General features: G+C 52.7%; 19 protein-coding genes. 15 read left to right on the top strand and 4 right to left on the bottom strand.

Annotation, left to right across the window (positions count from 1 at the left end):
- Window positions 1-26: 26 nt before the first annotated feature.
- Window positions 27-842: a dienelactone hydrolase family protein gene (locus A7Z06_RS19045; protein WP_105279541.1), complete on the bottom strand. Its 816-nt coding sequence runs from the start codon at window positions 840-842 to the stop codon at window positions 27-29.
- Window positions 843-1,103: 261 nt separating this feature from the next.
- On the opposite strand from A7Z06_RS19045, the gene udp reads away from it, so the two are divergent.
- From udp to tatD, 9 genes are all read left to right on the top strand, one after another.
- A complete protein-coding gene (gene udp / locus A7Z06_RS19040; protein WP_000045177.1) occupies window positions 1,104-1,865 on the top strand; it encodes a uridine phosphorylase in 762 nt (253 codons plus the stop codon).
- Window positions 1,866-2,005: 140 nt separating this feature from the next.
- On the top strand, window positions 2,006-3,433 hold the full coding sequence (gene rmuC, locus A7Z06_RS19035; protein ID WP_000347689.1) for a DNA recombination protein RmuC: 1,428 nt from the start codon (window positions 2,006-2,008) through the stop codon (window positions 3,431-3,433).
- A gap of 94 nt (window positions 3,434-3,527) precedes the next feature.
- Complete coding sequence (gene ubiE / locus A7Z06_RS19030; protein WP_000227958.1) at window positions 3,528-4,283, top strand: bifunctional demethylmenaquinone methyltransferase/2-methoxy-6-polyprenyl-1,4-benzoquinol methylase UbiE; 756 nt, start codon at window positions 3,528-3,530, stop codon at window positions 4,281-4,283.
- Window positions 4,284-4,296: 13 nt separating this feature from the next.
- The gene (ubiJ, locus tag A7Z06_RS19025; RefSeq protein WP_001116106.1) at window positions 4,297-4,902 is read left to right on the top strand and encodes a ubiquinone biosynthesis protein UbiJ; all 606 of its coding nucleotides are present in this window, start codon (window positions 4,297-4,299) and stop codon (window positions 4,900-4,902) included.
- Window positions 4,902-6,542, top strand: coding sequence for a ubiquinone biosynthesis regulatory protein kinase UbiB (gene ubiB / locus A7Z06_RS19020; RefSeq protein ID WP_000187537.1), 1,641 nt, complete (start codon window positions 4,902-4,904; stop codon window positions 6,540-6,542). The genes ubiJ and ubiB overlap by 1 nt, the downstream gene beginning before the upstream one ends.
- 78 nt (window positions 6,543-6,620) lie before the next feature.
- Window positions 6,621-6,890 (top strand): Sec-independent protein translocase subunit TatA, encoded by a 270-nt coding sequence (tatA, locus tag A7Z06_RS19015; protein WP_001295260.1) that lies wholly within the window; start codon window positions 6,621-6,623, stop codon window positions 6,888-6,890.
- Window positions 6,891-6,893: 3 nt separating this feature from the next.
- Window positions 6,894-7,409 (top strand): Sec-independent protein translocase protein TatB, encoded by a 516-nt coding sequence (tatB, locus tag A7Z06_RS19010; protein ID WP_000459598.1) that lies wholly within the window; start codon window positions 6,894-6,896, stop codon window positions 7,407-7,409.
- A 2-nt stretch (window positions 7,410-7,411) separates the two neighbouring features.
- The gene (gene tatC / locus A7Z06_RS19005; RefSeq protein WP_000109945.1) at window positions 7,412-8,182 is read left to right on the top strand and encodes a Sec-independent protein translocase subunit TatC; all 771 of its coding nucleotides are present in this window, start codon (window positions 7,412-7,414) and stop codon (window positions 8,180-8,182) included.
- Window positions 8,183-8,223: 41 nt separating this feature from the next.
- Complete coding sequence (gene tatD, locus A7Z06_RS19000; RefSeq protein ID WP_010345108.1) at window positions 8,224-9,006, top strand: 3'-5' ssDNA/RNA exonuclease TatD; 783 nt, start codon at window positions 8,224-8,226, stop codon at window positions 9,004-9,006.
- On the opposite strand, the gene rfaH is transcribed toward tatD, so the two are convergent.
- The gene (gene rfaH, locus A7Z06_RS18995; RefSeq protein WP_001192393.1) at window positions 9,003-9,491 is read right to left on the bottom strand and encodes a transcription/translation regulatory transformer protein RfaH; all 489 of its coding nucleotides are present in this window, start codon (window positions 9,489-9,491) and stop codon (window positions 9,003-9,005) included. The two genes, tatD and rfaH, sit on opposite strands and share 4 nt — an antisense overlap.
- A gap of 166 nt (window positions 9,492-9,657) precedes the next feature.
- Here rfaH and ubiD point away from each other — a divergent pair, with 166 nt between their 5' ends.
- Both ubiD and fre read left to right on the top strand, forming a co-directional pair.
- Complete coding sequence (gene ubiD, locus A7Z06_RS18990) at window positions 9,658-11,151, top strand: 4-hydroxy-3-polyprenylbenzoate decarboxylase (RefSeq protein ID WP_000339815.1); 1,494 nt, start codon at window positions 9,658-9,660, stop codon at window positions 11,149-11,151.
- Between the two features lie 45 nt (window positions 11,152-11,196).
- Entirely contained in the window at window positions 11,197-11,898 is a 702-nt protein-coding gene (fre, locus tag A7Z06_RS18985) for an NAD(P)H-flavin reductase (RefSeq protein ID WP_001306785.1), read from the top strand.
- A gap of 183 nt (window positions 11,899-12,081) precedes the next feature.
- Here the strand turns inward: fre and fadA are convergent, their stop codons facing one another.
- Window positions 12,082-13,245 carry an acetyl-CoA C-acyltransferase FadA gene (gene fadA / locus A7Z06_RS18980; RefSeq protein WP_000438750.1) on the bottom strand — a complete coding sequence of 388 codons (1,164 nt, stop codon included), beginning with the start codon at window positions 13,243-13,245 and terminating at the stop codon, window positions 12,082-12,084.
- 9 nt (window positions 13,246-13,254) lie between these two features.
- Window positions 13,255-15,444, bottom strand: a complete 2,190-nt coding sequence (fadB, locus tag A7Z06_RS18975) for a fatty acid oxidation complex subunit alpha FadB (protein ID WP_000965921.1) — start codon at window positions 15,442-15,444, stop codon at window positions 13,255-13,257.
- A 189-nt stretch (window positions 15,445-15,633) separates the two neighbouring features.
- On the opposite strand from fadB, the gene pepQ reads away from it, so the two are divergent.
- Genes pepQ through hemG form a run of 4 tightly spaced genes read left to right on the top strand, consistent with a single transcriptional unit; the run spans window position 15,634 to window position 19,626 of the window.
- On the top strand, window positions 15,634-16,965 hold the full coding sequence (pepQ, locus tag A7Z06_RS18970; protein ID WP_000444561.1) for a Xaa-Pro dipeptidase: 1,332 nt from the start codon (window positions 15,634-15,636) through the stop codon (window positions 16,963-16,965).
- Window positions 16,965-17,579, top strand: coding sequence for an IMPACT family protein (locus A7Z06_RS18965; RefSeq protein ID WP_001353706.1), 615 nt, complete (start codon window positions 16,965-16,967; stop codon window positions 17,577-17,579). The genes pepQ and A7Z06_RS18965 overlap by 1 nt, the downstream gene beginning before the upstream one ends.
- Window positions 17,580-17,617: 38 nt before the next feature.
- Window positions 17,618-19,069: a Trk system potassium transporter TrkH gene (gene trkH, locus A7Z06_RS18960; RefSeq protein ID WP_000545680.1), complete on the top strand. Its 1,452-nt coding sequence runs from the start codon at window positions 17,618-17,620 to the stop codon at window positions 19,067-19,069.
- Between the two features lie 11 nt (window positions 19,070-19,080).
- Window positions 19,081-19,626, top strand: a complete 546-nt coding sequence (gene hemG, locus A7Z06_RS18955) for a menaquinone-dependent protoporphyrinogen IX dehydrogenase (RefSeq protein ID WP_000853955.1) — start codon at window positions 19,081-19,083, stop codon at window positions 19,624-19,626.
- The last annotated feature ends 138 nt before the right edge of the window (window positions 19,627-19,764 follow it).

Here is a 19,764-nt window from a genome sequence, read left to right as displayed (position 1 = left end):
TGGTAATACCACCCGGTCTTTTCTCATTACAGCGACTTCTTCCCACCATACTGCTTAAACCATTCCAGCATACGCTGCCAACCGTCTTTCGCAGACTCGGCATGATAGCTCGGGCGATAATCGGCGTTAAACGCATGACCGGCATCCGGGTACACGATAATCTCCGCTTTCGCGTTTGCTGCCCGCAGCGCCTGACGCATGGTTTCGACGCTCTCCTGCGGAATGCTGTTATCCTGACCGCCATATAAGCCGAGAACCGGCGCGTTGAGATCGGTCGCGATATCAACGGGTTGTTTCGGTGAGTTCAGCGACTTACCGCCTGTCAGTTTGCCGTACCACGCCACTGCCGCTTTTAGTTGCGGGTTATGCGCGGCATATAGCCAGGTGATACGTCCGCCCCAGCAAAATCCGGTAATCATTAAACGATGGACATCGCCGCCGTTGCGGGACGCCCAACTGGCGACATGATCGAGATCGGCCAGCACCTGTGAGTCAGGCACTTTTGCTACCAGACCGCTTAGCAACGTGGGAATATCGGCGAAATCATTCGGATCACCTTCGCGGAAGTAGAGTTCTGGTGCGATAGCCAGATACCCCTCCAGCGCCAGACGGCGACAAATGTCACGGATATGTTCATGCACGCCAAAAATTTCCTGCACTACAATGACCACTGGTAGTGGGCCATCGTTCTGTTTTGGACGGGCATGATAAGCAGGCATGTTATCCCCTTGTGAAGGGATAGAGGTGAACCCTGCCACAATCGCATCGTCCGGAGTCTGAACGATGGTCGAGGCGAGGGGGGATGCAGCAGGTGCAAATCCAGAGTGTTGTGTTGTTGTCATGGTATTCTCCGTACCCTTATAAAAATTTTGCGCAATGTTAACTATAGTCAGCGTGCAACAATTCACATTGCCTCAAATGGCTCATCTTTTAAGCGGCCTTACTGACTTAAGAGTAAATTATGTGATTTAAGTCACTTTTGATGAGTAAATGTATGCAACACATTTGCATCATAGTGATGATTATCACGAAAAAATCTTAATCCCTTCGGTAAAGTACCTTTTTGCTTCTTCTGACTAAACCGATTCACAGAGGAGTTGTATATGTCCAAGTCTGATGTTTTTCATCTCGGCCTCACTAAAAACGATTTACAAGGGGCTACGCTTGCCATCGTCCCTGGCGACCCGGATCGTGTGGAAAAGATCGCCGCGCTGATGGATAAGCCGGTTAAGCTGGCATCTCACCGCGAATTCACCACCTGGCGTGCAGAGCTGGATGGTAAACCTGTTATTGTCTGCTCTACCGGTATCGGCGGCCCGTCTACTTCTATTGCCGTTGAAGAACTGGCACAGCTGGGCATTCGCACCTTCCTGCGTATCGGTACAACTGGCGCTATTCAGCCGCATATTAATGTTGGTGATGTACTGGTTACCACGGCGTCTGTTCGTCTGGATGGCGCGAGCCTGCACTTCGCACCGCTGGAGTTCCCGGCTGTCGCTGATTTCGAATGTACGACTGCGCTGGTTGAAGCAGCGAAATCCATTGGCGCGACGACTCACGTTGGCGTGACTGCTTCTTCTGATACCTTCTATCCAGGTCAGGAACGTTACGATACTTACTCTGGTCGCGTAGTCCGTCACTTTAAAGGTTCTATGGAAGAGTGGCAGGCGATGGGCGTGATGAACTATGAAATGGAATCTGCGACTCTGCTGACCATGTGTGCAAGCCAGGGCCTGCGTGCTGGTATGGTGGCGGGCGTTATCGTTAACCGTACCCAGCAAGAGATCCCGAATGCTGAGACGATGAAACAAACTGAAAGCCATGCGGTGAAAATCGTGGTGGAAGCGGCGCGCCGTCTGTTGTAATTCTCTTCTCCTGTCTGAAGGCCGACGCGTTCGGCCTTTTGTATTTTTGCGTAGCGCCTCGCAGGAAATGCCTTTCCAACTGGACGTTTGTACAGCACAATTCTATTTTGTGCGGGTAAGTTGTTGCGTCAGGAGGCTTTGTGGATTTCTCAATCATTGTTTATGCCATTATTGCGCTGGTCAGTGTGGCCATCGGCTGGCTGTTTGCCAGTTATCAGCACGCGCAGCAAAAAGCCGAGCAATTAGCTGAACGTGAAGAGATGGTCGCGGAGTTAAGCGCGGCAAAACAACAAATTACCCAAAGCGAGCACTGGCGCGCAGAGTGTGAATTGCTCAATAACGAAGTGCGCAGCCTGCAAAGTATTAACACCTCTCTGGAGGCTGATCTGCGTGAAGTGACCACGCGGATGGAGGCCGCACAGCAACACGCTGACGATAAAATTCGCCAGATGATTAACAGCGAGCAGCGTTTGAGCGAGCAATTTGAAAACCTCGCCAACCGTATTTTTGAGCACAGCAATCGCCGGGTTGATGAGCAAAACCGTCAGAGCCTGAACAGCCTGTTGTCGCCGCTGCGTGAACAACTGGACGGTTTTCGCCGTCAGGTTCAGGACAGCTTCGGTAAAGAAGCACAAGAACGCCATACCCTGACCCACGAAATTCGCAATCTCCAGCAGCTCAACGCGCAAATGGCCCAGGAGGCAATCAACCTGACGCGTGCGCTGAAAGGTGACAATAAAACCCAGGGCAACTGGGGCGAAGTGGTATTGACGCGCGTGCTGGAGGCTTCCGGTCTGCGCGAAGGGTATGAATATGAAACCCAGGTCAGCATCGAAAATGACGCCCGCTCGCGGATGCAGCCGGATGTCATCGTGCGGCTACCGCAGGGGAAAGACGTGGTGATCGACGCCAAAATGACGCTGGTCGCCTATGAACGCTACTTCAATGCAGAAGACGACTACACTCGCGAAAGCGCATTGCAGGAGCATATCGCGTCGGTGCGTAACCATATCCGCTTGCTGGGGCGTAAAGATTATCAACAGCTACCAGGGCTAAGAACGCTGGATTACGTGCTGATGTTTATCCCCGTCGAACCTGCGTTTTTACTGGCGCTTGATCGCCAGCCGGAGCTGATAACAGAAGCGTTGAAAAACAATATCATGCTGGTTAGCCCGACCACGCTGCTGGTGGCGTTGCGTACTATCGCCAACCTGTGGCGTTATGAGCATCAAAGTCGCAACGCCCAGCAAATCGCCGATCGCGCCAGCAAGCTGTACGACAAGATGCGTTTGTTTGTCGATGATATGTCAGCGATCGGTCAAAGTCTGGACAAAGCGCAGGATAACTATCGTCAGGCAATGAAAAAACTCTCTTCAGGTCGCGGAAATGTGCTGGCGCAGGCAGAAGCGTTTCGCGGTTTAGGGGTAGAAATTAAACGCGAGATTAATCCGGATTTGGCTGAACAGGCGGTGAGTCAGGATGAAGAGTATCGACTGCGGTCGGTTCCGGGGCAGCCGAATGATGAAGCTTATCAACGCGATGATGAATATAATCAGCAGTCGCGCTAGCCCATTGGGGGTAGTTACGCCGGGTAGAAATCTAGGGCATCGACGCCCAATCTGTTACACTTCTGGAACAATTTTTTGATGAGCAGGCATTGAGATGGTGGATAAGTCACAAGAAACGACGCACTTTGGTTTTCAGACCGTCGCGAAAGAGCAAAAAGCGGATATGGTCGCCCACGTTTTCCATTCCGTGGCATCGAAATACGATGTCATGAATGATTTGATGTCATTTGGTATTCATCGTTTGTGGAAGCGATTCACGATCGATTGCAGCGGCGTACGCCGTGGGCAAACTGTGCTGGATCTGGCTGGCGGCACCGGCGACCTGACAGCGAAATTCTCCCGCCTGGTCGGTGAAACTGGCAAGGTAGTCCTCGCCGATATCAATGAATCCATGCTCAAAATGGGGCGCGAGAAACTGCGTAATATCGGCGTGATTGGCAACGTTGAGTATGTTCAGGCGAACGCCGAGGCGCTGCCGTTCCCGGATAACACCTTTGATTGCATCACCATTTCGTTTGGTCTGCGTAACGTCACCGATAAAGATAAAGCACTGCGTTCAATGTATCGCGTGCTGAAACCCGGCGGCCGCCTGCTGGTGCTTGAGTTCTCGAAACCGATTATCGAACCATTAAGCAAAGCTTATGACGCTTACTCCTTCCATGTTCTGCCGCGTATTGGCTCGCTAGTCGCGAATGACGCCGACAGCTACCGTTATCTGGCTGAATCCATCCGTATGCATCCCGATCAGGATACTCTGAAAGCCATGATGCAAGATGCCGGATTCGAAAGTGTCGATTATTACAACCTGACGGCTGGCGTTGTGGCGCTGCATCGTGGTTATAAGTTCTGACAGGAGACCGGAAATGCCTTTTAAACCTTTAGTGACGGCAGGAATCGAAAGTCTGCTCAACACCTTCCTGTATCGCTCACCCGCGCTGAAAACCGCCCGCTCGCGTCTGCTGGGTAAAGTATTGCGCGTGGAGGTAAAAGGCTTTTCGACATCGTTGATTCTGGTGTTCAGCGAACGTCAGGTCGATGTACTGGGAGAATGGGCAGGCGATGCTGACTGCACTGTTATCGCTTATGCCAGCGTGTTGCCGAAACTTCGCGATCGCCAGCAGCTTGCTGCACTGATTCGCAGTGGTGAGCTGGAAGTGCAGGGCGATATTCAGGTGGTGCAAAACTTTGTTGCGCTGGCAGATCTGGCGGAGTTCGACCCTGCTGAACTGCTGGCACCTTATACGGGTGATATCGCCGCCGAAGGCATCAGCAAAGCCCTGCGTGGTGGCGCGAAGTTCCTGCATCACGGTATTAAACGCCAGCAACGCTACGTGGCTGAAGCCATTACTGAAGAGTGGCGTATGGCACCTGGTCCGCTTGAAGTGGCCTGGTTTGCGGAAGAGACATCCGCCGTTGAACGTGCTGTCGATGCGCTAACCAAACGGCTGGAAAAACTGGAGGCAGTTTAATGACGCCAGGTGAAGTACGGCGCCTGTATTTCATCATTCGCACTTTTTTAAGTTACGGACTTGATGAACTGATCCCTAAAATGCGTATCACTTTGCCGTTGCGGTTATGGCGATACTCGTTATTCTGGATGCCGAATCGGCATAAAGACAAACCATTAGGTGAACGACTGCGACTGGCGCTGCAAGAACTGGGTCCGGTATGGATCAAGTTTGGACAGATGCTATCGACCCGCCGTGACCTTTTTCCGCCGCATATTGCTGACCAACTGGCGCTCTTGCAGGATAAAGTCGCGCCTTTTGACGGCGAACTGGCGAAAGCACAAATTGAAGCGGCGATGGGCGGTCTGCCGGTGGAAGCGTGGTTTGATGATTTTGACATTAAGCCGCTGGCATCGGCTTCCGTTGCACAGGTACATACTGCGCGGCTGAAATCGAATGGCAAAGAGGTGGTGATTAAAGTCATTCGCCCGGATATTTTGCCGGTCATAAAAGCGGATCTGAAACTCATCTATCGTCTGGCGCGTTGGGTGCCGCGTTTACTGCCGGATGGTCGCCGTCTGCGTCCAACCGAAGTGGTGCGCGAGTACGAAAAGACGTTGATTGATGAACTGAATTTGCTGCGGGAATCTGCCAACGCCATTCAGCTTCGGCGTAATTTCGAAAATAGCCCGATGCTCTACATCCCGGAGGTTTACCCTGACTATTGCAGTGAAGGGATGATGGTGATGGAGCGCATTTACGGCATTCCGGTGTCTGATGTTGCGGCGCTGGAGAAAAACGGCACCAACATGAAATTGCTGGCTGAACGCGGCGTGCAGGTGTTCTTCACTCAGGTCTTTCGCGACAGCTTTTTCCATGCCGATATGCACCCTGGCAATATCTTCGTAAGCTATGAACACCCGGAAAACCCGAAATATATCGGCATTGATTGCGGGATTGTTGGCTCGCTAAACAAAGAAGATAAACGCTATCTGGCAGAAAACTTTATCGCCTTCTTTAACCGCGATTATCGCAAAGTGGCAGAGCTGCACGTTGATTCTGGCTGGGTGCCGCCAGATACCAACGTTGAAGAGTTCGAATTTGCTATTCGTACTGTCTGTGAACCAATCTTTGAGAAACCACTGGCCGAAATTTCGTTTGGACATGTGCTGTTAAATCTGTTTAATACGGCGCGTCGCTTCAATATGGAAGTACAGCCGCAACTGGTGTTACTCCAGAAAACCTTGCTCTACATCGAAGGGGTAGGACGCCAGCTTTATCCGCAGCTCGATTTATGGAAAACGGCGAAGCCTTTCCTGGAGTCGTGGATTAAAGATCAGGTCGGTATTCCTGCGCTGGTGAGAGCATTTAAAGAAAAAGCGCCGTTCTGGGTCGAAAAAATGCCAGAACTGCCTGAACTGGTTTACGACAGTTTGCGCCAGGGCAAGTATTTACAGCACAGTGTTGATAAGATTGCCCGCGAGCTTCAGTCAAATCATGTACGTCAGGGACAATCGCGTTATTTTCTCGGAATTGGCGCGACGTTAGTATTAAGCGGCACATTCTTGTTGGTCAACCGACCTGAATGGGGGCTGATGCCCGGCTGGTTAATGGCAGGTGGTCTGATCGCCTGGTTTGTCGGTTGGCGCAAAACACGCTGATTTTTTCATCGCTCAAGGCGGGCCGTGTAACGTATAATGCGGCCTTGTTTAATCATCATCTACCACAGAGGAACATGTATGGGTGGTATCAGTATTTGGCAGTTATTGATTATTGCCGTCATCGTTGTACTGCTTTTTGGCACCAAAAAGCTCGGCTCCATCGGTTCCGATCTTGGTGCGTCGATCAAAGGCTTTAAAAAAGCAATGAGCGATGATGAACCAAAGCAGGATAAAACCAGTCAGGATGCTGATTTTACTGCGAAAACTATCGCCGATAAGCAGGCGGATACGAATCAGGAACAGGCTAAAACAGAAGACGCAAAGCGCCACGATAAAGAGCAGGTGTAATCCGTGTTTGATATCGGTTTTAGCGAACTGCTATTGGTGTTCATCATCGGCCTCGTCGTTCTGGGGCCGCAACGACTGCCTGTGGCGGTAAAAACGGTAGCGGGCTGGATTCGCGCGTTGCGTTCACTGGCGACAACGGTGCAGAACGAACTGACTCAGGAGTTAAAACTCCAGGAGTTTCAGGACAGCCTGAAAAAGGTTGAAAAGGCAAGCCTGACCAACCTGACGCCTGAACTGAAAGCGTCAATGGATGAACTGCGCCAGGCTGCGGAATCGATGAAGCGTTCCTATGTTGCAAACGATCCTGAAAAGGCGAGCGATGAAGCGCACACCATCCATAACCCGGTGGTGAAAGATAATGAAGCTGCGCATGAGGGAGTAACCCCTGCCTCTGCACAAACGCAGGCCAGTTCGCCGGAACAGAAGCCAGAAACCACGCCAGAGCCGGTGGTAAAACCTGCTGCGGACGCTGAACCAAAAACCGCTGCACCTTCCCCTTCGTCGAGTGATAAACCGTAAACATGTCTGTAGAAGATACTCAACCGCTTATCACGCATCTGATTGAGCTGCGTAAGCGTCTGCTGAACTGCATTATCGCGGTGATCGTGATATTTCTGTGCCTGGTCTATTTCGCCAATGATATCTATCACCTGGTATCCGCGCCGTTGATCAAGCAATTGCCGCAAGGTTCAACGATGATCGCCACCGATGTGGCCTCACCGTTCTTTACGCCGATCAAGCTGACTTTTATGGTGTCGCTGATTCTGTCAGCGCCGGTGATTCTCTATCAGGTGTGGGCGTTTATCGCCCCGGCGTTGTATAAGCATGAGCGTCGCCTGGTGGTGCCGCTGCTGGTTTCCAGCTCTCTGCTGTTTTATATCGGTATGGCGTTCGCCTACTTTGTGGTCTTTCCGCTGGCATTTGGCTTCCTCGCCAATACTGCGCCGGAAGGGGTACAGGTATCCACCGACATCGCCAGCTACTTAAGCTTCGTTATGGCGTTGTTTATGGCATTTGGTGTTTCGTTTGAAGTGCCGGTTGCCATTGTGCTGCTGTGCTGGATGGGGATCACCTCGCCAGAAGACTTACGCAAAAAACGCCCGTATGTGCTGGTTGGCGCATTCGTCGTCGGGATGCTGCTGACGCCGCCGGATGTCTTCTCGCAAACGCTGTTGGCGATTCCGATGTACTGCCTGTTTGAAATCGGTGTCTTCTTCTCACGCTTTTACGTTGGTAAAGGCCGAAACCGGGAAGAAGAAAACGACGCTGAAAGCGAAAAAACTGAAGAATAAATTCAACCGCCCGTCAGGGCGGTTGTCATATGGAGTGCAGGATGTTTGATATCGGCGTTAATTTGACCGGTTCGCAATTTGCGAAAGACCGTGATGATGTTGTAGAGCGCGCTTTTGGCGCGGGAGTTGATGGGCTACTTATCACCGGCACTAACCTGCGAGAAAGCCAGCAGGCGCAAAAACTGGCGCGTCAGTATCCGCACTGTTGGTCAACGGCGGGCGTGCATCCTCATGACAGCAGCCAGTGGCAAGCTGCAACCGAAGAAGCGATTATTGAGCTGGCCGCGCTGCCAGAAGTGGTGGCGATTGGTGAGTGTGGGCTCGACTTTAACCGCAACTTTTCTACGCCGGAAGAGCAGGAACGTGCTTTTGTTGCCCAGCTACGTATTGCCGCAGAATTAAACATGCCGGTATTTATGCACTGTCGCGATGCCCACGAGCGGTTTATGACATTGCTGGAGCCGTGGCTGGATAAACTTCCTGGTGCGGTTCTTCATTGCTTTACCGGCACACGCGAAGAGATGCAGGCGTGCGTGGCGCGTGGAATTTATATCGGCATTACAGGTTGGGTTTGCGATGAACGACGAGGGCAGGAATTGCGTGATCTGTTGCCACTTATTCCTGCGGAGAAATTGCTGATCGAAACCGATGCGCCGTATTTGCTCCCGCGCGATCTCACGCCAAAGCCATCATCACGGCGTAACGAGCCTGCGTATCTGCCCCATATTCTGCAACGTATTGCATACTGGCGAGGGGAGGATGCTGCGTGGCTGGCGGCTACCACAGATGCGAATGTCAAAACACTGTTTGGGATTGCGTTCTAGAGTTTGCGGAACTCGGTGTTCTTCACGCTGTGCTTAATTTCTTTATTGATAAGATTAAGCAATAGCATGGAGCGTGCCTCGCCGTCAGGCTCGGTGAAAATGGCCTGAAAACCTTCGAATGCGCCTTCGGTAATAATCACCTTATCACCTGGGTATGGTGTTGCCGGATCGACAATGTTTTCCGGTTTATACACAGACAGCTGATGAATCACTGCCGATGGGACTATCGCTGGCGATGCACCAAAGCGCACGAAGTGGCTGACGCCACGTGTAGCGTTGATGGTAGTGGTATGAATCACTTCTGGATCAAATTCCACAAACAGGTAGTTGGGGAACAACGGCTCACTGACTGCGGTACGTTTGCCACGCACGATTTTTTCCAGGGTGATCATCGGCGCCAGGCAATTAACGGCCTGTCTTTCGAGGTGTTCCTGGGCACGTTGAAGTTGCCCGCGCTTGCAGTACAGTAAATACCAGGATTGCATAATGACTCTTATCCGTTTAATCGGGGCGCAAGAATAGCAAAAGCGATGCGTTAAGTTAATTATATTCCCCGGTTTGCGTTATAGCGCCTGAGTTCACGCTAATTTAACAAATTTACAGCATCGCGAAGATGAACGCCGTATAATGGGCGCAGATTAAGAGGCTACAATGGACGCCATGAAATATAACGATTTACGCGACTTCTTGACGCTGCTTGAACAGCAGGGTGAGCTAAAACGTATCACGCTCCCGGTGGATCCGCATCTGGAAATCACTGAAATTGCTGACCGCACTTTGCGCGCCGGTGGGCCTGCGCTGTTGTTCGAAAACCCTAAAGGGTACTCAATGCCGGTGCTGTGTAACCTGTTCGGTACGCCTAAGCGTGTAGCGATGGGCATGGGGCAGGAAGATGTTTCGGCGCTGCGTGAAGTCGGTAAATTATTGGCGTTTCTGAAAGAGCCGGAGCCGCCAAAAGGTTTCCGCGACCTGTTTGATAAACTGCCGCAGTTTAAACAGGTGTTGAACATGCCAACGAAACGGTTACGTGGTGCGCCTTGTCAGCAAAAAATCGTCTCCGGCGAGGACGTCGATCTTAACCGCATTCCCATTATGACCTGCTGGCCGGAAGATGCCGCGCCGCTGATTACCTGGGGGTTGACCGTAACGCGTGGCCCGCACAAAGAGCGGCAGAATCTGGGTATTTATCGTCAACAGTTGATTGGTAAAAATAAACTGATTATGCGCTGGTTGTCGCATCGCGGCGGTGCGCTGGATTTCCAGGAGTGGTGTGCGGCGCATCCGGGTGAACGTTTCCCGGTTTCTGTGGCGCTGGGTGCTGATCCCGCTACTATTCTCGGTGCAGTCACCCCCGTTCCGGATACACTTTCAGAGTATGCGTTTGCCGGATTGCTGCGCGGCACCAAGACCGAAGTGGTGAAGTGTATCTCCAATGACCTTGAAGTGCCCGCCAGTGCGGAAATTGTGCTGGAAGGGTATATCGAACAAGGCGAAACGGCGCCAGAAGGGCCGTATGGCGACCACACCGGTTACTATAACGAAGTCGATAGTTTCCCGGTATTTACCGTGACGCATATTACTCAGCGTGAAGATGCGATTTACCACTCCACCTATACTGGTCGCCCGCCGGATGAACCTGCGGTACTGGGCGTGGCGTTGAACGAAGTGTTCGTGCCGATTCTGCAAAAACAATTCCCGGAAATTGTCGATTTCTACCTTCCGCCGGAAGGTTGCTCTTATCGTCTGGCGGTCGTGACGATCAAAAAGCAATACGCCGGGCACGCGAAGCGCGTCATGATGGGCGTCTGGTCGTTTTTACGCCAGTTTATGTACACAAAATTTGTGATCGTTTGCGATGATGATGTCAACGCACGCGACTGGAACGATGTGATTTGGGCGATTACTACCCGTATGGACCCAGCGCGGGATACGGTGCTGGTTGAAAACACGCCCATTGATTATCTGGATTTTGCCTCGCCTGTTTCCGGGCTGGGTTCAAAAATGGGGCTGGATGCCACGAATAAATGGCCAGGGGAAACCCAGCGCGAGTGGGGGCGTCCTATCAAAAAAGATCCGGACGTTGTCGCGCGTATTGACGCAATCTGGGATGAGCTGGCTATTTTTAACAACGGTAAAAGCGCCTGAGGCGCGTTTGTATTGCCCTATTTATCGATCCGACAGAGAAAGCGCATGACAACCTTAAGCTGTAAAGTGACCTCGGTAGAAGCTATCACGGATACTGTATATCGTGTCCGAATCGTGCCAGACGCGGCCTTTTCTTTTCGTGCTGGTCAGTATTTGATGGTAGTGATGGACGAACGCGATAAACGCCCGTTCTCAATGGCCTCGACGCCGGATGAAAAAGGTTTCATTGAGCTGCATATTGGCGCTTCTGAAATCAACCTTTACGCGAAAGCAGTCATGGACCGCATTCTTAAAGATCATCAAATCGTGGTCGATATTCCGCACGGTGAGGCATGGCTGCGCGATGATGAAGAACGTCCAATGATTCTGATTGCGGGCGGCACCGGTTTCTCTTATGCGCGCTCGATTTTGCTGACGGCGCTGGCGCGTAATCCCAATCGTGATATCACCATTTACTGGGGCGGGCGTGAAGAGCAGCATCTTTATGATCTCTCCGAGCTTGAGGCGCTTTCGCTTAAGCATCCAGGTTTGCAAGTGGTGCCGGTGGTTGAACAACCGGAAGCGGGCTGGCGTGGGCGTACTGGCACAGTGTTAACGGCGGTATTGCAGGATCACGGTACGCTGGCAGAGCATGATATCTACATTGCCGGACGTTTTGAGATGGCGAAAATAGCCCGTGACCTGTTTTGCAGTGAGCGTAATGCGCGGGAAGATCGCCTGTTTGGAGATGCGTTTGCGTTTATCTAAGCCATAAAAAACCCGCCCCTGACAGGCGGGAAGAACGGCAACTAAAACTTTATCAGTGGCATTTAGATCTATGTCGCATCCGGCAAACAGTGCCTGATGCGACGCTGTCGCGTCTTATCAGGCCTACAATTGGTGCCGGATCGGTAGACCGGATAAGGCGTTCACGCCGCATCCGGCAAGTGGTTAAACCCGCTCAAACACCGTCGCAATACCCTGACCCAAACCGATACACATCGTCGCCAGACCAAACTGAACGTCTTTGTGTTCCATCAGATTCAGCAGCGTGGTACTGATACGCGCACCGGAACAACCCAGCGGATGACCCAGCGCGATCGCGCCACCGTTGAGGTTGATCTTCTCGTCAATTTGCTCCACCAGTCCCAGATCTTTAATACACGGCAGGATCTGCGCGGCAAAGGCTTCGTTCATTTCAAACACGCCGATGTCGCTGGCAGAAAGCCCCGCTTTTTTCAACGCCAGCTTAGAGGCCGGAACCGGGCCGTAACCCATAATCGACGGATCACAACCAACAACCGCCATCGAACGCACACGGGCGCGCGGCTTAAGACCTAATTCACGGGCGCGGCTTTCACTCATTACCAGCATGGCAGCTGCGCCATCGGAGAGCGCAGAAGATGTACCCGCCGTTACCGTACCGCTGACTGGATCAAACGCCGGACGCAGCGTGGCGAGGGCTTCCACGGTAGTTTCCGGTCGAATCACTTCGTCATAATTAAACTGCTTCAGGACGCCGTCGGCATCGTGACCACCGGTCGGGATGATTTCATTTTTAAATGCCCCCGACTGCGTGGCGGCCCAGGCGCGAGCGTGTGATCGCGCGGCAAAGGCATCCTGCATTTCACGGCTGATACCGTGCATACGCGCCAGCATTTCTGCCGTTAAGCCCATCATGCCCGCCGCTTTGGCGACATTGCGGCTCAGGCCGGGGTGAAAATCAACGCCGTGACTCATCGGCACATGGCCCATATGCTCCACGCCGCCAACCAGACATGCCTGCGCATCGCCGGTCATGATCATTCGTGCTGCGTCATGCAGTGCCTGCATGGATGAACCACACAAGCGATTGACGGTAACTGCCGGGACAGAGTGCGGCACTTCTGCCAACAGCGCCGCGTTACGGGCGATATTAAAACCCTGCTCCAGCGTTTGCTGCACACAGCCCCAGTAAATATCATCGAGAGCAGCCGCTTCCAGCGCCGGATTACGCGCCAGCAGGCTACGCATTAAATGAGCGGAGAGATCTTCCGCACGCACGTTACGAAAAGCACCGCCCTTCGAACGGCCCATCGGGGTGCGAATTGCATCGACAATGACAACCTGTTCCATTGTGACTCCTTAAGCCGTTTTCAGGTCGCCAACCGGACGGGCTGGCTCAACCGGGGGATAGTACGGTTCGTTATGACGTGCTTTATTACGCAGACCTTCCGGCACTTCATACAGCGGGCCGAGGTGCTGATATTGCTGTGCCATATCGAGGTATTTCGCGCTGCCGAGGGTGTCCAGCCAGCGGAACGCGCCGCCGTGGAACGGAGGGAAGCCCAGGCCGTAGACCAGCGCCATATCCGCTTCTGCCGGAGTGGCGATAATGCCCTCTTCCAGACAGCGCACCACTTCGTTGACCATCGGGATCATCATGCGGGCGATAATCTCTTCCTCACTGAAATCGCGCTTCGGCTGGCTGACTTCTGCCAGCAGGTCGTCAACGGCGGCGTCTTCTTCTTTCTTCGGCTTACCTTTGCTGTCTTCTTTATAACGCCAGAAACCGAGGCCGTTCTTCTGACCAAAGCGGTTGGCATCAAACAGCGCGTCGATGGCATCGCGATAATCTTTCTGCATCCGCTGCGGGAAGCCTGCTGCCATCACGGCCTGAGCGTGGTGCGCGGTATCAACCCCCACGACATCCAGCAGGTATGCCGGACCCATTGGCCAGCCGAACTGTTTTTCCATCACTTTGTCGATTTTGCGGAAGTCCGCGCCGTCGCGTAGCAACTGGCTGAATCCGGCGAAGTAGGGGAACAGTACGCGGTTAACGAAGAAGCCGGGGCAGTCGTTCACCACAATCGGCGTCTTGCCCATCTTGCTCGCCCAGGCGACGACTTTCGCGATGGTTTCGTCGGAGCTTTTCTCACCACGAATAATTTCCACCAACGGCATCCGGTGCACCGGGTTAAAGAAGTGCATCCCGCAGAAGTTTTCCGGGCGTTCCAGCGCATTGGCCAGTTCGCTGATAGGAATGGTTGAAGTATTAGAAGCCAGCACGGTATCCGGGCGAACTTTCTGCTCGGTTTCTGCCAGCACGGCTTTTTTCACTTTTGGGTTTTCAACAACCGCTTCTACCACAACATCCACACGGTCAAACCCGGCGTAGTCGAGCGTTGGGTGAATTGTGGAGATCACGCCAGCCAGTTTCAGACCATCGATCTTGCCGCGCTCAAGCTGCTTGTTCAGCAGTTTCGCGGCTTCGGTCATGCCGAGGGTTAACGACTTGTCGTTGATATCTTTCATGACAACCGGCACGCCCTTCCACGCGGACTGGTAAGCGATACCGCCGCCCATAATGCCTGCGCCCAGCACGGCGGCCTGTTTCGGGGTTTCAACGTCTTTGGTGAGTTTCTTCGCTTTGCCTTTTACATATTGATCGTTAAGGAAAATGCCGACCAGTGCGCGAGCTTCGTTGGTGTGCGCCAGCGGGACAAAACTTTTGTTTTCCAGGTTTAAGGCTTCTTCACGGCCAAAACGGGCAGCCGCTTCAATAGTTTTTACTGCGGTGATGGGGGCTGGATAATGTTTCCCCGCCGTTTGCGCGACCATCCCTTTAGCGATGGTGAAGCTCATGGTGGCTTCAATCTTGCTCAGTTTTAGCGGTTCCAGCTTCGGTTGACGTTTCGCTTTCCAGTCGAGGTCGCCGTTAATGGCCTGGCGTAAAATCGCCATTGCGCCTTCAAGTAGTTTTTCTGCTTTGACTACGCCATCCACCAGACCGATTTTCAGCGCCTGATCCGCGCCGACATCTTTACCGGCGGCAATGATTTCCAGCGCACTGTCAGCGCCCAGCATACGTGGCATACGCACGGAGCCGCCAAAGCCCGGCATGATGCCCAGTTTGGTTTCCGGCAGACCGATACGCAGATCCGGCGTCGCCAGACGATAATCGGTCGCCAGCACGCATTCGCAGCCACCGCCCAGCGCATAGCCGTTGACGGCAGCAATGGTCGGCACCGGCAGATCTTCCAGGCGATTAAACACGCTATTGGCAAAGTGCAGCCACTGGCTTAACTGTTCTTCGGGAACGAGGAACAGGGACAAAAATTCGGTGATATCAGCACCGACGATAAAGGCTGCTTTGTTCGAACGCAGCAGCAGCCCTTTTAAATCTGATTGCTGTTCCAGCACACCGATGGCCTCGCCAAGGCTGGCGACGGTCGCAGTGTCGAGTTTATTAACTGAGCCTGGGGCATCAAATACCAGTTCGGCAATGCCATCTTCCAGCCAGTCAAGGTACAGGGTGTCGCCTTTGTAAAGCATGTCAGTCTCCTGAATCCGCAAGGTGATCTGGTCGTACCAGATGAAGCGAAGTGTGTATTTTGTGTTAAAAATATGCAAACAAAAGATTAAAGAAATGCCGATTCGATCACGCTCGGCAGAAATCACGCTCTGTATTAACGTTGTGCTAAGATGCGGAGACTTAAGGTCAAAAAAACAGAAGGGTAAAAAATGGAATCACTGGCCTCGCTCTATAAAAATCATATAGCTACCTTACAGGAACGGACTCGCGATGCGCTGGCGCGTTTCAAGCTGGATGCATTACTTATTCACTCCGGCGAGCTATTCAACGTTTTTCTCGACGATCATCCCTATCCGTTTAAAGTGAACCCGCAATTCAAAGCGTGGGTGCCGGTAACTCAGGTGCCAAACTGCTGGCTGCTGGTGGATGGCGTGAACAAGCCGAAACTGTGGTTTTATCTGCCGGTTGATTACTGGCACAACGTCGAACCGCTGCCGACCTCCTTCTGGACTGAAGATGTGGAAGTGATCGCGCTGCCGAAAGCCGATGGCATTGGTAGCCTGCTGCCTGCTGCGCGCGGCAATATCGGTTATATCGGTCCGGTGCCGGAACGTGCGCTGCAACTGGGTATTGAGGCCAGTAATATCAACCCGAAAGGGGTTATCGACTACCTGCATTACTACCGCTCCTTCAAAACCGAGTACGAACTGGCCTGTATGCGTGAAGCGCAGAAAATGGCGGTCAACGGTCATCGCGCGGCGGAAGAAGCCTTCCGTTCTGGCATGAGCGAGTTCGATATCAATATTGCCTATCTGACCGCGACCGGTCATCGTGATACCGACGTGCCTTACAGCAACATTGTGGCGCTTAACGAACATGCTGCGGTGCTGCATTACACCAAACTGGATCATCAGGCGCCGGAAGAGATGCGCAGCTTCCTGCTGGATGCCGGGGCAGAATATAACGGCTATGCGGCTGACCTGACCCGTACCTGGTCGGCAAAAAGCGACAACGACTATGCACAGCTGGTGAAAGACGTAAATGATGAACAACTGGCACTGATCGCCACCATGAAAGCGGGCGTCAGCTATGTGGATTACCACATCCAGTTCCATCAACGCATCGCCAAACTGCTGCGTAAACATCAAATCATCACCGATATGAGTGAAGAAGCGATGGTCGAAAACGATCTCACCGGACCGTTTATGCCGCACGGTATTGGCCATCCGCTTGGTCTGCAGGTGCATGACGTAGCCGGTTTTATGCAGGATGATAGCGGTACGCACCTCGCGGCACCGGCAAAATATCCGTACCTGCGCTGCACCCGTATTCTCCAGCCAGGCATGGTTTTAACCATCGAACCGGGTATCTACTTCATCGAATCGTTGCTGGCGCCGTGGCGTGAAGGGCAGTTCAGCAAACATTTCAACTGGCAGAAAATTGAAGCACTGAAACCGTTCGGCGGCATTCGTATCGAAGACAACGTGGTGATCCACGAAAACAACGTGGAAAACATGACCCGGGATCTGAAACTGGCGTGATGGAAAGCTGGTTAATCCCTGCGGCACCGGTCACGGTTGTTGAAGAGATCAAAAAGAGCCGCTTCATTACGCTGTTGGCACATACCGATGGCGTCGAGGCGGCGAAAGCGTTTGTTGAATCGGTAAGGGCAGAGCACCCCGATGCCCGCCACCATTGCGTGGCGTGGGTAGCTGGCGCACCGGATGATTCTCAACAACTGGGTTTCTCTGATGATGGAGAACCGGCAGGAACGGCAGGTAAACCGATGCTCGCCCAACTAATGGGCAGCGGCGTCGGGGAAATTACCGCTGTGGTGGTGCGCTACTACGGCGGCATCTTGCTGGGCACTGGTGGGTTAGTGAAAGCGTATGGCGGTGGCGTGAATCAGGCGCTGCGCCAGCTAACGACCCAACGCAAGACGCCATTAACCGAATATACTTTGCAATGTGAATATAGTCAGTTAACCGGCATTGAAGCGTTGCTGGGGCAGTGTGGCGGCAAAATTATCAACAGTGATTATCAGGCATTCGTTCTGCTGCGGGTGGCGCTTCCGGCGGCGAAAGTGGCTGAATTTTCCGCAAAGCTGGCGGATTTTAGCCGTGGTTCATTGCAATTGTTAGCGATTGAAGAATAATCCCCACTTCGTTTTGCAGAACTAAGGAAGCGGCAGAGATGCATTTTCGCGCCATTACCCGAATCGTTGGACTACTGGTCATCTTATTTTCAGGGACCATGATTATCCCTGGGCTGGTAGCACTCATCTACCGGGATGGGGCAGGCCGCGCTTTTACCCAGACCTTTTTTGTCGCCCTCGCCATTGGCTCTATGCTGTGGTGGCCGAACCGTAAAGAGAAGGGCGAACTGAAATCCCGCGAAGGGTTTCTGATTGTGGTGCTGTTCTGGACGGTGCTGGGTAGCGTCGGTGCGCTCCCTTTTATCTTCTCGGAAAGCCCGAACCTCACGATTACCGATGCGTTTTTTGAATCTTTCTCCGGCCTGACCACCACCGGGGCCACTACGCTGGTGGGGCTGGATTCACTTCCTCATGCGATTCTTTTTTATCGCCAGATGCTGCAATGGTTTGGCGGGATGGGGATCATCGTGCTGGCGGTAGCGATACTGCCTATCCTCGGCGTTGGTGGGATGCAGCTCTATCGCGCGGAAATGCCCGGCCCGCTGAAAGATAACAAAATGCGCCCGCGTATTGCGGAAACGGCGAAAACCTTGTGGCTGATTTATGTCTTGCTGACCGTCGCCTGTGCGCTGGCGTTATGGTTTGCCGGAATGGATGCTTTTGATGCCATCGGCCATAGCTTTGCGACTATCGCCATCGGCGGCTTCTCGACACATGATGCCAGCGTCGGTTATTTCGACAGCCCGACGATTAACACCATCATTGCTATCTTCCTGCTAATCTCCGGCTGTAACTACGGTCTGCACTTTTCGCTGTTAAGTGGGCGCAGTCTGAAGGTTTATTGGCGCGATCCGGAATTTCGCATGTTTATCGGCGTACAGTTTACGCTGGTGGTTATTTGTACACTCGTTCTGTGGTTTCATAATGTCTACAGTTCGGCGCTGATGACGATTAACCAGGCATTTTTCCAGGTGGTGTCTATGGCGACGACTGCCGGATTTACGACAGACAGCATTGCCCGTTGGCCGCTCTTCTTGCCAGTACTGCTGTTATGCTCTGCTTTTATCGGTGGTTGCGCCGGGTCAACGGGCGGTGGCCTGAAAGTGATCCGCATCCTGCTGCTGTTCAAGCAGGGGAACCGTGAGCTGAAACGACTGGTGCATCCGAACGCCGTCTACAGCATTAAGCTGGGGAATCGCGCACTGCCGGAACGTATCCTCGAAGCCGTTTGGGGATTTTTCTCCGCCTATGCATTGGTGTTTATTGTCAGTATGCTGGCGATTATCGCCACGGGCGTGGATGACTTTTCTGCCTTTGCCTCGGTTGTTGCGACATTGAATAACCTGGGGCCAGGGCTTGGCGTGGTTGCTGATAACTTTACCAGTATGAACCCGGTGGCTAAATGGATCCTGATTGCCAACATGCTGTTTGGTCGTCTGGAGGTCTTTACATTGCTGGTGCTCTTTACCCCGACTTTCTGGCGTGAATGATGGAGTAATACGTGAAAACATTAATTCTTTTTTCAACAAGGGACGGACAAACGCGCGAGATTGCCTCCTACCTGGCTTCGGAATTGAAAGAACTGGGGATACAGGCGGATGTCGCTAATGTGCACCGCATTGAAGAGCCACAGTGGGAAAACTACGATCGCGTGGTTATTGGCGCTTCTATTCGCTACGGTCACTACCATTCTGCGTTCCAGGAATTTGTCAAAAAACATGCGACGCAGCTGAACTCGATGCCGAGCGCCTTTTACTCCGTGAATCTGGTGGCGCGCAAACCGGAGAAGCGTACTGTGCAGACCAATAGCTACGCGCGGAAGTTTCTGATGAACTCACAATGGCGTCCCGATCGCTGTGCAGTCATTGCCGGGGCGCTGCGTTATCCTCGTTATCGTTGGTACGACCGCTTTATGATCAAGCTGATTATGAAGATGTCAGGCGGAGAAACGGATACGCGCAAAGAAGTTGTCTACACCGATTGGGAGCAAGTGGCGAATTTCGCCCGAGAAATCGCCCATTTAACCGACAAACCGACGCTGAAATAAGCATAAAGAATAAAAAACGCGCATTCGGAAAATTATTTTAAATTTCCTCTTGTCAGCTCAGAATAACTCCCTATAATGCGCCACCACTGACACGGAACAACGGCAAACACGCCGCCGGGTCAGCGGGGTTCTCCTGAG

This window comes from Escherichia sp. MOD1-EC6819, assembly GCF_002965765.1.
Classification (GTDB): Bacteria; Pseudomonadota; Gammaproteobacteria; order Enterobacterales; family Enterobacteriaceae; genus Escherichia; species Escherichia ruysiae.
The sequence above is the reverse complement of the archived record's forward strand: the minus strand, read 5'-3'. Positions and strand labels throughout refer to the sequence as shown.